The sequence below is a fragment of the Pseudoalteromonas sp. Angola-4 genome (genome assembly GCF_028599265.1).
In the GTDB taxonomy this organism is placed as follows: Bacteria; Pseudomonadota; Gammaproteobacteria; order Enterobacterales; family Alteromonadaceae; genus Pseudoalteromonas; species Pseudoalteromonas atlantica.
In genome coordinates, this window is record NZ_JAQREK010000001.1 from 418,329 (window position 1) to 433,161 (window position 14,833).

The following is a 14,833-nucleotide window of genomic DNA, read 5'->3' on the forward strand; positions in this document are numbered from 1 at the left end:
TTGCATCTAAATGCACTCTAATTAATAATGACTTCGAATGCAATATAGAATTTAGGTGAACAAATGGGATTTGATAAAACGCTTTTAGTGGGTAAAACCATTTTAGTGACAGGTGCAGGCAAAGGTATTGGTAAAGCATGCGTAGAAAAATGCGTAGATGCAGGGGCTCAAGTTATTGCAGTAGCACGTACCCTCAGTGATTTACAAACATTACAGAAATACGCGCCTGAGCAAATAGAAATTTGGCCGCTAGATATAAATAGCGATGCTTTTTTTGAGCGTTTAAAGGCGCTAAAAACACTTGATGGGCTGTTAAATAACGCTGGTATAAATCGGGTTGCGCCAATGCTTGAGCAAACAGATGAAAATATTGATGACGTAATTGCGATGAATATACGCAGCGTTTACAAAATTAGCCAAGCGGCACTGCCAGCGCTAATAAATTCTGGCGCTGGGGCGGTGGTTAATATGTCGTCGCAAATGGGGTTTGTAGGTTCACCTAAACGTACTTTGTATTGCATGAGCAAACATGCGGTAGAGGGGTTGAGCAAAGCAATGGCGGTTGAACTTGCCGATAAAAATGTGCGTGTGAACACCGTAGCCCCCACCTTTGTAGAAACCCCAATGACCAAACCCATGCTAGAAGATGCGACGTTTAAGCAGTTTGTTTACGACATGATCCCACTGAAAAAAATTGCCCAAACCGATGATATTGCCAATGCTTGTGTGTTTTTACTAAGCGGCCTTTCGGCAATGATCACCGGAACAAGTATTAAAATTGATGGCGGTTGGACCGCACAGTAACCAATTTAGGAGAGAGTAATGAGTGTATTTGCAGATAGGTTAGTACGATACGATGATTTAATTGCGTGTAAAAATGCCTTTATTGATACACGCTCGCCGGGGAGCGATCAAAAAGAAAACTTTACAATTATTGGCCCAGGCGTTGCCGAAAACCCAAATCAACATGTGCATATTTCTATTCCTCATGGGTTTAATATTGGTGGTGCGCGCCAACCTGCAGGGTGTTTAAATTCGCAGCATAGCCATTTAACTGAAGAAATTTTTGTAGTACACAGTGGTACGTGGGCTTTTTACACTGGTGTTGACGGTAAAGATGCCAAGGTAATTTTAAATGAAGGCGATATTATTTCGATCCCGATGGATATATTTAGAGGGTTTGAAAATGTTGGCGACGGCGTAGGCTATTTATATGCGGTACTTGGAAGTGATAACCCCGGTAGAGTACTTTGGGCTCCGCAAGTATTTGACATGGCAAAAGAATACGGATTAATTTTGCTAGAAAATGGCAGCTTAGTAGATACCACGTTAAATGAAACCATTCCCGATGGTGTAAAGCCAATGGCCGTGACCAGCCAAGAGCAAATAGCGCAGCACAGAGTAATAACCGATGAAGAGCTGGCACAAACAGTGGTTAAAGCCAGCAACTTTAATTGGAATAAACGCTCGTACCTTAGCCAGTTTGATGGCGTATATGAAGCGCCATTAGTCGGTAATTTAAACGCCAAAACATGTATTCAAACACAGCTAAATTGGCCTCATGGCTTTAATATTTCTGCGTTAAAGTTACAACCTGATGCACAGGTTGCGCCTCATATTCGCTTTGAAGAAGAGGTTATATTTGTTCATCAAGGAAGCGTAACAATAGACTTAGGTGATGAAGTATTAACGCTTAACCAAGGTGATACTTTTTCAGTGCCTATTGAGCACGTAAGAGCCTATAGCAATAATAGCCAAACTGACTGTGTGCTTTATATAACGCGCCGCCACGACGCGCCAAAAGACCCACAATTTGTTTAAACTTTAATGCTATATAAAATTTTAGGCACTTAGCTTGCTTTAGCTAAGTGCTTTTTTCGTGGTAAAAAACCAGTAACCAGCATAGTGCCCACAATTACAAATAATGCGCCGAGTAACGTATTTGGCCCTATTTGCTCATCTAAAATTAAATGCCCCCAAAAAATGCCAAATAGCGGAATTAAAAACGTGACCGTTAAAGCTGAGGTTGGGCCTATATCGTCAATAAGTTTAAAAAATAAAATATAAGCAAGTGCGGTACACACCACGCCAAGTGCTAATACGCCAAGCATAACGTTGGTACTAGGTACTTCGCGCATTGGCATAAAAAGTATAAGGGGCAGTACTATAAAACTGGCTGCCCACATAGAGCCGTGTGCGTTATCGAATGGGGCAAGCTTAGGGGCATTTTTTGTATAATGGGATGCAATGGCATAACACAGGGAGGCGCTTAGCGCTGCTGCAATAGCAATAAGTGACTGACTATTTAATACAAAATGATTTTGCCCAACTAAAATGGCCACGCCTATTAAACCCAACAGCAAACCTAACACCATACTTTTAGTCGGTTTGGTTTTGCTCCAAATTATACCCACCACCGCGCCCCATATGGGCGTTGTAGAATTTAAAATAGATAAAGTAGAGGCGCTAATCGTTTGCGCGGCATAAGCAAACAGTAAAAAGGGTAGGGCGGAGTTAAGTGAACCAATTATAAAAAAGTGCTTTGTGTGCTTAGTAAACGCCAAGCGGCGTTTTAAGTACAGCGCCACAATAAAGAGGGTGAGTGCGGCAAAGCCAACTCTAAACTCTATTAACACCGCTGGGCCTAAGCTGTTTGCTGCCATTCGCATAAATAAAAATGACGCGCCCCAAATTGCAGCCAGAAAAAATAACCGAAGTAAACTTGCTAAGCTCATGATAGTATTTTAATTATACAAATTAATTTACAGAGTAACAGGCTTTGCATTAACTGTAAGCCAGATTCGGTACTCGCATATAAAAATAATAAAAAAGGAATAGTCATGAGCCGATATTTACTGATCACAGCAATAATGGGAGTGGGTTTATTAAGTGGCTGTGGGTCTACGCCTATTAATTTATATGATGACATAACCATGAAAAAACATGAGTACAATGGCATAAAAGCGTATAAAAAAGGTGATTATAAACAAGCTTTTATGTACCTAAAAGACCCTGCAGCACTTGGGTATAAAAGCGCGCAATACACATTGTCGTTTATGTTTTTAAAAGGGCAGTATTTAACACAATCCACTAACATGGGTATGGGGTGGCTAGGCGTTGCAAAAGAGGCTGGAGTTGAAAGTTGGCAGGCGCAATACAATACCTTTTATAACGCAGCCAGTTCGGCGCAACAGCTTAAAATAGACGAAACCGTTGCGTTGTACATAAGTCAATATGGTAGTAAAGCACAAAAAATGACGTGCCGCCGCTCAACAACCCCAAGACGCACGTTTGGCGAGATTAAAATTGATTGTAACAAACACGATGGCACTGTGACTAAATACGAAGTGCAAACAAAAGAGTAATGCTAAGCGGTGGCTTGTTTTTGTTCAAAGTCACTTTTTACAATTTCGAGCGCTTTTAATACATCCTCTGGAGCAACCTCGTGCTGCTCCAAAAGCATAATTAAATCCACTGCCAGTTTTACATGTGTAGGGGCGTTATCAAGTGGGCTGGTCATCTAAATCTTTCTTTTTTGAAATTTGGCTAATAGCAACATCAATAGCGGTTTGTACGCGCTCTTCCATGTGAATACGTTCACTTTGTGGTAAATAAAAGGCCATATCTACATCGTATCTAATATAACGTGGCGGCAATTGATTAAGTACCGTGCAACAAAAATCGGCCATTACATCTTCACTGTAAACTTTATCTAGTTTACGTTTAATGATTTCTTCAACCACAATTTTTTCGTAAAAGTTATGTATGTCGTCGTGCAGTCGCATCGTGCTAGCGCCTTTTATAGAGTCCGTTTATTTGAGTGTATACTAAGCACTAAAATAAATCGATAGCAGCTTTAAATAGTTGTTTATGAACATTAATTAACGCATTTAAATTACGCTGGTAACCGCCACCTAAAGCGCACATAAGAGGGATGTTATGGGCTTTGCAGTAGTTAACAATAAAATAATCGCGCGCATAAACCCCTTCAAGCGATACGTTAAATAACCCTAGCTCGTCTTTTTCGTAAATATCAGCCCCTGCGTTATATAAAATAATGTCGGGGTTATGAATACGCACGCAAAATTCGAGGGCTTGTTTTAGCGTTGTTAAGTATTCGGTATCTGATGTGTTGGCAGGTAGGGCGAAGTCGTAATCGGAGTGTTGCTTTAAGCGCGGAAAATTTTGCTCGCAATGGATAGAGCAAGTAATTATAGCGTTATTATGTTGCGTAATTTGTGCCGTGCCATCGCCTTGGTGTACATCACAATCAAATATTAATACGGTATCGGCTTGGTCTGTATTGATTAAATGCGCCCCAGCCACAGCCAAATCGTTAAAAATACAAAAGCCACTGCCGTAATCGCTATATGCATGATGATAGCCACCACTTAAATTAGCGCAAAAACCATATTTTAGTGCGTATTCGCTGCCTTGAATACTGGCCCCAACTGAAAGTAGCGTACGCTCTACTAATTCGCGTGAATACGGGAAACCCATTTTTTTAATTGCTTTATTACTGAGCGTGGCGTTTAAAAAATCATTTATGTAATCTTGGCTATGGCACAGTGCAAGCTGCTCGGGCGTTGCTTTGGTTGGTGTATTAAACTGTGTAGTCCCAAAGCCTAAGCGTTCTATTTCTGCTTTTAGCATTTGGTATTTTTGAATAGGAAAACGGTGGCGCTCAGGAAGCGTTAAAGCACTGTAAAGCGGGTGGTAAAAAAGCTGCATTAGCGTAATTGTTGTTTTTCGACTTGTTGAATTTTATCTTCGGTGGCCGAAATAGCTTTACGGCAGCGGCCTAAACGCGCATGCGTGGTTAAAATTTCCATATTAAGTTTTTGTGCTTGCGCTGGGCTGGCTTTTTCCATCTGTAGTTTACGCTCTTCAATCATTAACACTAAGCGTCGTTCAAACTCATGGTTTTGTTTAAGCTCGTCGTATAGCTCGTGCGACGATTGCATTATTTTTTTTACGGCTTGCTTATAAACCGTATTTTTGGGTCTAGGTTTGTACTGGCTTTTGTTTTCTTTTGCCCAGATGGGGGTCGATTTAATAACACTAAATACAGCTTGTACTTGATTACCTATGCGCTCGAGTGCATAAGCATAAGCATGGCGATGATCACTGGGTGGTAAGCTGGTAATTTCGTCTTCAATTTCTGTTACGTAGTCAGTTAAGTTCATGCTTTTAGTACTAAATACGCCGCGGTCAAATAAACTAGGCTGCGCCTGCATATAGCGGTTTTTAGAAAACAATTTAGCTTTATCAAATTGCTCAGCTTGTTGTTTAAGCGTAGCAACTTGTTGGCGTAATTTATCTAACGCGTGGGTTTGCATTTACAAATAAGCCTCGTAAATCAGTTTTAATGCTAGCAGTATAACCATAGTGTTAAAAACAGGGCGAATAAACTTACCGCCAAAGCGAATGGCTGAGTGAGCACCAATCCAAGCACCTAACATAATAAAAAAGCCCATGATAAGGCCTAATAAAAAGTTTACATGACCAAGTGCCACAAAGGTAATAAGCGATATAAAATTAGATACAAAGTTCATTGAGCGGGCTAAACCACAGTTAAGCAGTAAGCTCATTTTATAAAATAAACTATTAGATGCGGTCCAAAAAGTACCGGCGCCTGGGCCTGCTACGCCATCAAAAAAACCTAATGCTAAGCCCTGCAACCACTGCTTTAGTTTAAGTACTGGTGTTACTTTTGGTAAATCATCGCCCTGTGTCGTGCTTAAACTACCAAACAAGCTATAACAGGCCACCATAATAATAATGATAGGCAAAAGCTTATTTAAAAATTCAATACTTAAGTGATCGACTATTAACGTACCAATCACAGCGCCTATGGCTGTAGCAAAAATGGAGTTTGCCCAAAATTTAGGACTAAATAGATTTTTTTTATAATACGTGTAGCTGGCCGTTAATGAGCCAAAGCTTGCCGCAAGCTTGTTGGTGCCAAGCGTTACATGCGGTGGCAAGCCAGCGGTGAGTAGTGCAGGGACTGTTAATAAGCCTCCGCCGCCGGCAATTGCATCAATAAAGCCAGCAGCAAGGGCCGCGGCACATAAAACTGCCAATGTTGTGGGATCTAAAGCAAGTTCAAACATTAATAATCTATTTGTCTTTTAAAAGGTGGTAAGGTGTCGAGCATGGCTTTGCCGTAGCGCTTGGTAATTAAGCGTCTATCGAGAATGGTTATACGGCCTTCATCGCTCTCTTTTCGCAGCAGTCTACCACAGCTTTGTACCAATTTCTTTGCTGCATCGGGCACCGTAATAGACAAAAACGGATTACCGCCTTTACTTTGTACAAATTCGGCTTGGGCTTCTTCTATTGGTGATGTAGGTACTGCAAACGGTATTTTTGTAATTATTAAGTTTTCTAAATATTTACCTGGTAAATCAAGCCCTTCTGAGAGGCTTTGCGTACCAAATAAAATACTACCTTTACCGCTATCAATATTTTGGGTGTGTTTTTTTAATAATGCCTCGCGCGACATTTCGCCTTGTACTAATAAGTTAAAACCTTTTGTTCTAAGAAACTTAGCCACATGGCCCATTTGCCAGTACGAGGCAAACAATACCAAATTAGCTTTTTTTGTATTTAAGTACTCAGGCAAAGTTTGCGCTATATGGTCACTAAATGCTTTGTCGGTTGGCTCAATTTTACTTACCGGGATACGCAAGGTTGCTTGTTTAGGGTAATCAAAAGGTGAGGGCACTCTAATAAACTTAACGCCTTCTTCTTTTGCTAATCCGCTTTCATAGGCAAAGTGGTCAAACGAACCGAGAGCACTTAAAGTCGCCGAGCATAGTACCGCCCCTGCGCATTCATTCCATAGCTTGTCTTTTAAGTAGTAGCCAACTTCGATAGGGCAATCACTTAATAGGTGATCGTGATGGTTTTTATATTCTAAACGTTTGATCCACCTTGCGTGAGGTGTGCCTTCGCCTTTATTTGCATAGCTATACCACAGCTTATTTAATTGCTCTAAGCGGTTTATATAGTGTCCGCTTTCGGCCAAAACAGGGTCGGCAACATAGGGTTTTATATCGCCATCGCTTACATCTTGAGTGAGGGTATCGTGCATTTTATTTAAACAACGCAGTGCATCTAGTGTGGCGTCACTTATATCTTTAGCTTTGTTGTGCAATGATTTTGGTATTTCACCATGCTCAAAACGGTATGTGTCGTCTTTTGAGTATTCAAAGTCGGCGTTATCGAGAATATCACGCACCACTTTTAAGTCTTTATTAGCATCGTTAATGCTATCGCACAATTTGAAATTTTGACCAATGGCCTTTTGACCCACTAATACCTTAGACATTTTGCCACTAAATTTGGTGAGCTTATCTAGCCAATCAATGGTGCCTTTAATAGTGGCCGCTGCCGATGAAAAGTCGCGGGTAATATGTGCAAGGTGGTGCGCTTCATCTATTACATAAATGGTGTTATCAGGTTCGGGTAAAATTTTACCGCCCCCTAAATCCAAATCTGCCAGTAGCAGTGAATGGTTAATAACAAGCACATCCATTTGCATAAGCTGATTACGAGCAAGCTGAAACGGGCAGGTTTGATGGGCTTTCATTTGGCGTTGGCAAGCGTGTTTATCGCATGCGATTAAGTTCCACACTCTATCGGGTATGGTGTCGGCCCAGCTATCCCTGTCGCCTTGCCATTTTTTATTTACATAGGCATCGTAAAGGCCTTTTAAGCATTTAGTTTCCATATCACTTAGCGGCGAGGTAAGTATGGGCATAAACTCCATTTGCGTTTGGCTATCGCCATTAACAGCGTTATGTAATTTATGGGCACATATATAGCGTTGCCTACCTTTTACTAGGTCAAACTTAAAGTCGAGCCCTGAGTGTTTTTTAAAAAAAGGCAGCTCTTTTGCTATTAATTGTTCTTGTAGGGCCACGGTAGCAGTAGATATAACCAGCTTCTTTTTTTGAGCAAGGGCAAGCGGTAACGCGCCCAAACAATAAGCAAGTGATTTACCAGTCCCTGTGCCAGCCTCAATAACACATATTCGCTGTTTTTTATGGTATTCGCCAGCCAGTGTTTTTGCTATTTCGGCAACAAGGTAGTTTTGGCTACTGCGTGGGCGGTAATCAGTAAGGTTACTAGCCACATGCTGGTGTACTTGCCTAATTGTTTTTTTTAGTTGGTCAGAAAGCATGGGGAGATAAACCTAAAATATGTATATAATTACAGTGTATGGATTTTAGAGTTATAACCGTGTAACTACAAGCAAGGATGAAATTAATTTAGTAAATTAATGCGGCGATTTTTTAAGTTTATAAATTACTCCCTATTATGGCCTGTTTATATTTTGAGGTTGAACAATTTTCAATCCTTAACGTTCATGGCCTTAAAGTAGAAAAACAAAATATAAGTAAGGTTTATTGATAGTGTATTTAACATCTGGTTTTGTACTTTCTGCACAAGCGCACGATAGCGCTCAGGGTTTACAATATGAAATTTGGTTTGCTACCGATAATGGACCAATAAAGACAATTTCTGAGAATGAAACCGCACTATTTTTTATAAAAAACTCAGATACAAAAGCAGCTCAAGCCATTTTATCTGTCGAATCACTAAACTTTTTAATTAAACCTCTTTCACTTAAAAATTTTCAGCAGCAAGATATGTGTGGCTGTTACTTTTACTCACTCAAACACTTTTATAGCGCGAGCAAAGCGTTAAAAAGTCGCGGTATTACACTCTATGAAGATGATATAAGGCCCATTGAGCGTTATTTAATGGAGCGCTTTATTAAAGGCGGGGCGTGGATCACGGGTAAACGAGTGGATCATGCACATTACACTGAAATTTTAGATGCTAAATTAAAAACCAACGCTGACTATACGCCTGTGCTTTCTAAGTTGTCACTTGATATAGAGTGCAATGAAAGTGGGGTGTTGTTTTCTATTGGCTTGGTAGGCTGTGGTTTAGATTGCGTAATCATGATTGGAGAGCCTGAGTATCACGAACCAGTGATTGGTTATACTATTATATGGTGCGCAGACGAGGTTGCACTATTACAGCAACTTGTAACACTTATTAAGCAGTGCGACCCAGATATTATTATTGGGTGGAATGTTATTGAGTTTGATTTTGCAGTTATTTATGAGCGCTCTGTGGCACTTGGGGTAAAACTATTACTAGGAAGAGGAAACCTTCCTTTATATGTTCGAAAAGGCCATTTTACACGGGTTTCTATTCCCGGGCGCTGTGTAATTGATGGCATTGATACTCTAAAAAATGCCACTTATAGTTTTGAAACTTTTTCACTTGCTAATGTAGCTAAAGAAATTTTAGGCGAGTCTAAATTAATTGAATCTAGTAACAGCTTACAAGAAATTATTCGTCAATTTAATGAGGATAAACTCGCGCTCGCTAACTACAATCGCCAAGACTGCATACTCGTTAATAAAATATTCGATAAGCTAAAACTTCTCGATTTTGCTGTTATTCGCACACAATTAACAGGCCTTGAGCTGGAAAAGCGCGGCGGCTCAGTGGCGGCTTTTGTAAACATGTATTTGCCTTTATTACATCGCAGCGGTTATGTAGCACCTAATATGGGCGACCATGGGCTGACGTTTGAAAGCCCAGGTGGTTATGTTATGGAGTCGGTACCGGGGCTGTATAAAAATGTCATCGTGCTTGATTTTAAAAGCCTGTATCCCAGTATTATGCAAACCTTTTATATAGACCCGCTTGGACTAATAGAAGGGATTGAAAACCCTGAAAATAGTATTGAAGGTTTTAATAACGCATTGTTTTCAAGAGAGCAGCACCATTTACCAGCGCTTATAAAAAGCCTAGCGCTACAGCGCCAACGGGCAAAAGATAATCACGATTTAATGCTATCTCAAGCGATTAAAATAATAATGAACAGTTTATATGGTGTATTAGGCTCACAAGGCTGTCGTTTTTATGACCCTCGACTCTCAAGCTCTATTACTTTGCGTGGACATGAGATAATGCTGCAAACTAAAAAGTGGATTGAAGAGCAAGGTTATAGTGTTATCTACGGAGATACCGATTCGACCTTTGTAAAACTCACGGATGATTTAAGTGTTGAGGCGTGTAATAAAATAGGTAAACAGTTAGCTAAACACATAAACACGTTGTGGCAGAAAAACATACACGCTAAACATAATTTAACTAGCCATTTAGAAATAGAGTTTGAATCGCTTTACAGCCCCTTCTTTTTACCCACTATAAGAGGTAAAAGTGTGGGGTCTAAAAAACGCTATGTGGGTCAGTTAATAAAGCCGGATGAATCAAAATTGGTTTTTAAAGGCTTAGAAACCGTAAGAAGTGACTGGACTAAACTGGCCCAACAGTTCCAATTTGATTTATTTACCCTCCTTTTTGAGCAACCAGAGCAAATAAATGACCTTGTAAACGATTACATTAGTAAACTTTTACGCGGCGAATTTGATCATTTGCTGGTTTTTAAAAAACGTTTAGGTCAAAACTTAACCGACTATCAAAAAAATATCCCTCCACATGTGCAAGCAGTAAAAAAGTTTCAGAAACAAAATAGTGAATTTACGCTAAAAAGAGGTGAATTTGTTACATTTGTTTACACAACCCACGGTGTTGAGCTGTATCAAGGGCTGCATAGCTACGACTACCCATTGTATATAGACAAACAAATTGTACCTTTATTAGAAATGGTTACGCAATTTGTTAACGTTAACGTAAACAGTTTCGAGCTAAAACAGTTCGAATTATTCTAACTTGTACCTATTAATGCAATTTTTGATTACATAATCTACGCTTTAGCTTTATTTTTGTACAGTTATTCCTCATCTAAGCTAAAAAACAATAAAAAACCCTTTTTTAATTAATATTTGGTTAACAGTAGTTGGCTTTTAGATATTTTTTGTTTAGTATTTGGTTTAGTCGCTGTTAACAAACTGTGACAACAAAAAATAATTAAATAATAGTCGCTTCTAACAAGTGGTGACCCAGGGAGAATCAAATGTTAAATAATAAAGTTTCAAAGGCAGTTCGCTTAGCGATTGCATTTGGTGCAGTATCAACAGCTGCATTTTCGTCAAGTTCATTTGCTGCAGAAGAAGAGTCTGCAGAGAAAGTAGAACGCATCCAAGTAACTGGTTCACGTATCAAACGTACAGATTTAGAGGGTGCTTCTCCGGTAGTATCTATTACTTCTGCTGATATCAAGCTAGAAGGTGACTACACAGTTGCAGATGCACTACGTTCTAGTTCATTAAACTCATTCGGTTCGTTCTCAGAGCGTTCTGGTAGCTCAGCACAATCTCAAGCAACTATCAATTTACGTGGTGCTGGCTCACGTCGTACTTTAGTACTTTTAAATGGCCGCCGTTTCCCAGGTTCACCAACATTAGGTGGTGCTTCTGCTAACCTTAATGCTATTCCAATGGCTGCTGTTGAACGTATCGATATCATGACTGAAGGTGCATCTTCTATTTATGGTTCTGATGCAATGGCAGGTGTTGTTAACGTAATTATGAAAGAGAACTTTGAAGGTTTAACTTTCAACATTGGCGCGGGTCACCGTGATCAAGATGAAGGTACTACTTCTACAGAGTTTTCTGTAGTTGGTGGTGTTTCAAACGATAAAGGTAACATTACATTCTCTTTCGATCACCAATCTCGTAAAGGTATTTCAGATGCTGACCGTGACTACACTAAAGCTCAGCTTGGTGATTTAGACGGTGATGGCGACATTGAAGCTTACACTGCAGATACTGTAGGTTGGTCATACTTTGGCGCTACTGTACTTTCACCTGATTTTTCTACAGCGTCAGCTTCACTTTTATGTGATGATTTAATCTCTGAATACGGTGAAGATACTTTCCGCCGCGTTGATGCAAACGAAGATTGGGGTCCAGGTTCTGAGTACTGTATGTATGCATTCGCTAATGTATCTTACAACACAGCATCAATTGACCGTAACACATTATATGTTAGTGCTAACTACGAGCTAACAGACGACATAGAGTTCTTTGCTCAAACAATGTTTGTACAAAACTCTTCATTTGGTCGTTACGCTCCACCGGCTGCAGCATGGGAAAACATGGCAGCTGATAACCCGCATAACCCATACGGTGAAGACGGTGCATATGGTTTATTCCGTTGGGTAGGTATTGGTACACGTGATGGTAACGTAGATGATTACAACCAAGATTTAACAGCTGGTTTACGTGGTGACTTAGATTGGAACAACGCTTCTTGGGAAGTTTACTACCACCACAATAAAGCAGATAACAAATCTGTAGGTGAGTACTACCTTTCTTACAGTGGTTTAGCATACAACGAAGCTAACGATATCGATTTAGGCTCTGATGAAGGCATTGCCAACATGAAGTCGACTACGTTACAAAACTCAGGCTCTACTTTTGACCAATACTTTGCTGGTTTAGGTTTTGACTTATTTGAACTACCAGGTGGTGCTGTTGCTCACTATGTAGGTGTTGAATATTTTGAACAAACTTACGAAGATATTTACGATGGTCAATCTGAAGCTGGCTTAATCGGTGGCTCTGCTGGTAACTCTTCAATGGGTGACCGTGATGTGACAGCTGTTTTCTTCGAATCAGTACTACCAGTTTCTGATACAGTAGAAGTGAACTTAAAAGCTCGTTACGATGATTACTCTGACTTTGGTGACAACGTTGCTCCAGCAGTATCTGCTCGCTGGCAGGTTGCTGATAACGTAGTGATTCGTGGTTCATACTCTGAGTCGTTCCGCGCGCCAGGTCTAGATTTACTTAATGCAGCACGTACATTCTCTGCTGAATCTGCAATCGATTATAATAACGGTTCTACTACATCACGTCAGTACAACACATACTATACTCAGAACTCAGAACTTGAAGCTGAGACTTCAGATTACATCAACTTAGGTGTGGCATGGGATGTAAACGATAACTTAAGCTTTAAGTTAGATTACTTCCAACTTTCTATTGATAACGTTATTCAGTCTAAATCTCTACAGGGCTTATTATCTGATGAGGCTGCTGGCCTAATCACTGCAGTAGGTGTTGATACAGATACGTCTGATGAAACTTTCTACCTTAAGCGCTCTGCTTCAGGTACGCTAATCGAAGCAGGTACTTCTTACTTTAACGGTGCTGGTTTTGAAATCGAAGGTTTTGATTTCACTATTAATGCAAACGTAGAGACTGATTTTGGTGACTTCCGCTTTAACAATGTTAACAGTGTAACACTTTCATACGATTCTGAAGTGGGTGGTGTTGTACAAGACACTGCTGGTTGGTCTGGCCAACCTGATCTTAAGTCAGTAGCAACAATTTCTTGGTCACTTGATGATCATACAGTATCTTGGAACTCTACTTACACAGCAAGCACGTCTGAAACTGAAGTTGATGAAGATGGCGATGGTTTCTACGAGCAATCAGGTGATTTAGACAGCTGGTTAATCCATAACTTAACTTACAGCTACAATGCAGGTCCTTACGGCGCTGTAACATTTACTGTAAGTAACTTAACTGACGAAGACCCAGTTCTTTCTTCAGCTGGTACATGGGATAACCAAGACCTTTACAACAACTTTGGTCGTGATTACCGTGTAAACTACTCAATTAGCTTCTAATATTAATTAGAAACAGGTTGATATATAGGGCTGAATTTATTCAGCCCTTTTTTTATGGGGATTTTTTATGGAAAATTATTGGAGTGAGTATTGGTCTCAAGGGTATTTAACTTCATTTGGGCAGGATATTAAGAAAAACTATACAGGCAAGCTCAAGCAGAGCTGGACAAGTTTTGCTACTGAGCTTAGTCCACAGTGTAAAATACTAGACATAGGCACAGGCAATGGTGCACTGATACAGCTTATACACGATAGTAGTAAAGATCAGCTGAGCTTTATTGGTATTGATAAAGCAACAGTGGCAAAGAGCGTTACAGGCGTGCCCGACTCTAGTATTTTATCAGATGTAAGTGCAGAGTCCTTACCTTTTGAAAATAATGAATTTGATGCGATAGTGGCTCAATTTGCAATTGAATACAGTGAGCTTTCGAAGAGCATTTCTGAATTATTTAGGGTATTAAAACCGGGTGGGTTATATCAAATTGTTTGCCACGAAATAGATTCAGATATAGTTAAACCAAATGTGCTTATATTGGAGTCTGCTGTACGTGTACGTAGTGACTTGTTAACTCCTTTAAAGCAGCTAATTGATGAGCTGAAAAAAGATGATAATGCTCAGGTTAATAGCTTGATAAAAACAATAAATAACCTTATCCAGCTTGAAAGACAAGTACACCCTCACGCAGTTAATGGAACACGGTATCCCGACTTTTTTCAGTTTATTTTGAATAATAGAAAAATTGATTTAGAACGCGCTTATCAATTATTTACTCAAGAGCTCGAAGGGCTGATCTTTAGGTTAAGTGACTTAAAGCAAGCGGCGTTAAACTCTCAGGATATTAGCCAGTTGTTATTGTTAGGCGATAAAACATTTAAAGAGGCTTTAGTTGACTCTAATAATGAATATATCGGAACGCTTTACAAAGGACGCAAATAGCTAGCCCCATTACTAAAATTTGTTCTGTTCTGCACATTAATAATCTAGCAGCTTTGATGGTATTCCAAAGGCCATACGAGCTGCAGCTCCCGATTCCTTTACTTTTTGGCGACTTGTTAAACATTGTTCTTGGTCACCTTGTCATTTATAAATTTTAAATTACCTTGTTAACACCTTTATAAATGTAAATAAGTAGAAGTATTTTACGTTTTATTTTCAAAAATGCATTGTTCCGGTTATTGGTATATTCATACTTTATCTTT

The 14,833-nt window shown here is 39.7% G+C and carries 13 protein-coding genes; 6 read left to right on the top strand and 7 right to left on the bottom strand.

Annotated features, from left to right (window positions below):
- Nucleotides 1-63 precede the first annotated feature (63 nt).
- Nucleotides 64-804, top strand: coding sequence for an SDR family NAD(P)-dependent oxidoreductase (locus PSH48_RS01930; RefSeq protein ID WP_024033718.1), 741 nt, complete (start codon nt 64-66; stop codon nt 802-804).
- 18 nt (nt 805-822) lie between these two features.
- Nucleotides 823-1,821, top strand: coding sequence for a cupin domain-containing protein (locus PSH48_RS01935; RefSeq protein ID WP_096739877.1), 999 nt, complete (start codon nt 823-825; stop codon nt 1,819-1,821).
- A gap of 29 nt (nt 1,822-1,850) precedes the next feature.
- On the opposite strand, the gene PSH48_RS01940 is transcribed toward PSH48_RS01935, so the two are convergent.
- Nucleotides 1,851-2,735 carry a DMT family transporter gene (locus tag PSH48_RS01940; protein ID WP_273610798.1) on the bottom strand — a complete coding sequence of 295 codons (885 nt, stop codon included), beginning with the start codon at nt 2,733-2,735 and terminating at the stop codon, nt 1,851-1,853.
- A 105-nt stretch (nt 2,736-2,840) separates the two neighbouring features.
- Here PSH48_RS01940 and PSH48_RS01945 point away from each other — a divergent pair, with 105 nt between their 5' ends.
- Nucleotides 2,841-3,365 carry a sel1 repeat family protein gene (locus PSH48_RS01945; RefSeq protein ID WP_264390606.1) on the top strand — a complete coding sequence of 175 codons (525 nt, stop codon included), beginning with the start codon at nt 2,841-2,843 and terminating at the stop codon, nt 3,363-3,365.
- Between the two features lie 2 nt (nt 3,366-3,367).
- Here the strand turns inward: PSH48_RS01945 and rsmS are convergent, their stop codons facing one another.
- The 6 genes from rsmS to dinG are packed head-to-tail and all read right to left on the bottom strand — an operon-like array spanning nt 3,368 to nt 8,191.
- Entirely contained in the window at nt 3,368-3,520 is a 153-nt protein-coding gene (gene rsmS / locus PSH48_RS01950; RefSeq protein WP_024033713.1) for a pleiotropic regulatory protein RsmS, read from the bottom strand.
- Nucleotides 3,504-3,785, bottom strand: a complete 282-nt coding sequence (locus tag PSH48_RS01955; RefSeq protein ID WP_004585951.1) for a late competence development ComFB family protein — start codon at nt 3,783-3,785, stop codon at nt 3,504-3,506. The genes rsmS and PSH48_RS01955 overlap by 17 nt, the downstream gene beginning before the upstream one ends.
- A 49-nt stretch (nt 3,786-3,834) precedes the next feature.
- Nucleotides 3,835-4,731 (bottom strand): histone deacetylase family protein, encoded by an 897-nt coding sequence (locus PSH48_RS01960; RefSeq protein ID WP_273610799.1) that lies wholly within the window; start codon nt 4,729-4,731, stop codon nt 3,835-3,837.
- Nucleotides 4,731-5,339 (bottom strand): primosomal replication protein, encoded by a 609-nt coding sequence (locus tag PSH48_RS01965; protein ID WP_004585953.1) that lies wholly within the window; start codon nt 5,337-5,339, stop codon nt 4,731-4,733. Before PSH48_RS01965 ends, PSH48_RS01960 begins: the two co-directional genes overlap by 1 nt.
- A complete protein-coding gene (locus PSH48_RS01970) occupies nt 5,340-6,116 on the bottom strand; it encodes a TSUP family transporter (protein WP_096739873.1) in 777 nt (258 codons plus the stop codon).
- Nucleotides 6,116-8,191, bottom strand: coding sequence for an ATP-dependent DNA helicase DinG (gene dinG / locus PSH48_RS01975; RefSeq protein WP_273610800.1), 2,076 nt, complete (start codon nt 8,189-8,191; stop codon nt 6,116-6,118). The genes PSH48_RS01970 and dinG overlap by 1 nt, the downstream gene beginning before the upstream one ends.
- 232 nt (nt 8,192-8,423) lie before the next feature.
- On the opposite strand from dinG, the gene PSH48_RS01980 reads away from it, so the two are divergent.
- From PSH48_RS01980 to PSH48_RS01990, 3 genes are all read left to right on the top strand, one after another.
- The gene (locus PSH48_RS01980) at nt 8,424-10,766 is read left to right on the top strand and encodes a DNA polymerase II (protein WP_273610801.1); all 2,343 of its coding nucleotides are present in this window, start codon (nt 8,424-8,426) and stop codon (nt 10,764-10,766) included.
- 245 nt (nt 10,767-11,011) lie between these two features.
- Nucleotides 11,012-13,633, top strand: coding sequence for a TonB-dependent receptor domain-containing protein (locus PSH48_RS01985; RefSeq protein ID WP_064386740.1), 2,622 nt, complete (start codon nt 11,012-11,014; stop codon nt 13,631-13,633).
- Nucleotides 13,634-13,700: 67 nt separating this feature from the next.
- Nucleotides 13,701-14,570 (top strand): class I SAM-dependent methyltransferase, encoded by an 870-nt coding sequence (locus PSH48_RS01990; RefSeq protein WP_273610802.1) that lies wholly within the window; start codon nt 13,701-13,703, stop codon nt 14,568-14,570.
- The last annotated feature ends 263 nt before the right edge of the window (nt 14,571-14,833 follow it).

Excerpts from the sequence above, each read along its gene's own strand:
- PSH48_RS01955 (WP_004585951.1), bottom strand. The coding sequence starts at position 3,785 with ATGCGACTGCACGACGACATACATAACTTTTACGAAAAAATTGTGGTT.
- PSH48_RS01970 (WP_096739873.1), bottom strand. The coding sequence starts at position 6,116 with ATGTTTGAACTTGCTTTAGATCCCACAACATTGGCAGTTTTATGTGCC.
- PSH48_RS01940 (WP_273610798.1), bottom strand. The coding sequence starts at position 2,735 with ATGAGCTTAGCAAGTTTACTTCGGTTATTTTTTCTGGCTGCAATTTGG.
- PSH48_RS01935 (WP_096739877.1), top strand. The coding sequence starts at position 823 with ATGAGTGTATTTGCAGATAGGTTAGTACGATACGATGATTTAATTGCG.
- PSH48_RS01985 (WP_064386740.1), top strand. The coding sequence starts at position 11,012 with ATGTTAAATAATAAAGTTTCAAAGGCAGTTCGCTTAGCGATTGCATTT.
- PSH48_RS01990 (WP_273610802.1), top strand. The coding sequence starts at position 13,701 with ATGGAAAATTATTGGAGTGAGTATTGGTCTCAAGGGTATTTAACTTCA.
- dinG (WP_273610800.1), bottom strand. The coding sequence starts at position 8,191 with ATGCTTTCTGACCAACTAAAAAAAACAATTAGGCAAGTACACCAGCAT.
- PSH48_RS01965 (WP_004585953.1), bottom strand. The coding sequence starts at position 5,339 with ATGCAAACCCACGCGTTAGATAAATTACGCCAACAAGTTGCTACGCTT.
- PSH48_RS01930 (WP_024033718.1), top strand. The coding sequence starts at position 64 with ATGGGATTTGATAAAACGCTTTTAGTGGGTAAAACCATTTTAGTGACA.
- PSH48_RS01960 (WP_273610799.1), bottom strand. The coding sequence starts at position 4,731 with ATGCAGCTTTTTTACCACCCGCTTTACAGTGCTTTAACGCTTCCTGAG.
- PSH48_RS01945 (WP_264390606.1), top strand. The coding sequence starts at position 2,841 with ATGAGCCGATATTTACTGATCACAGCAATAATGGGAGTGGGTTTATTA.
- rsmS (WP_024033713.1), bottom strand. The coding sequence starts at position 3,520 with ATGACCAGCCCACTTGATAACGCCCCTACACATGTAAAACTGGCAGTG.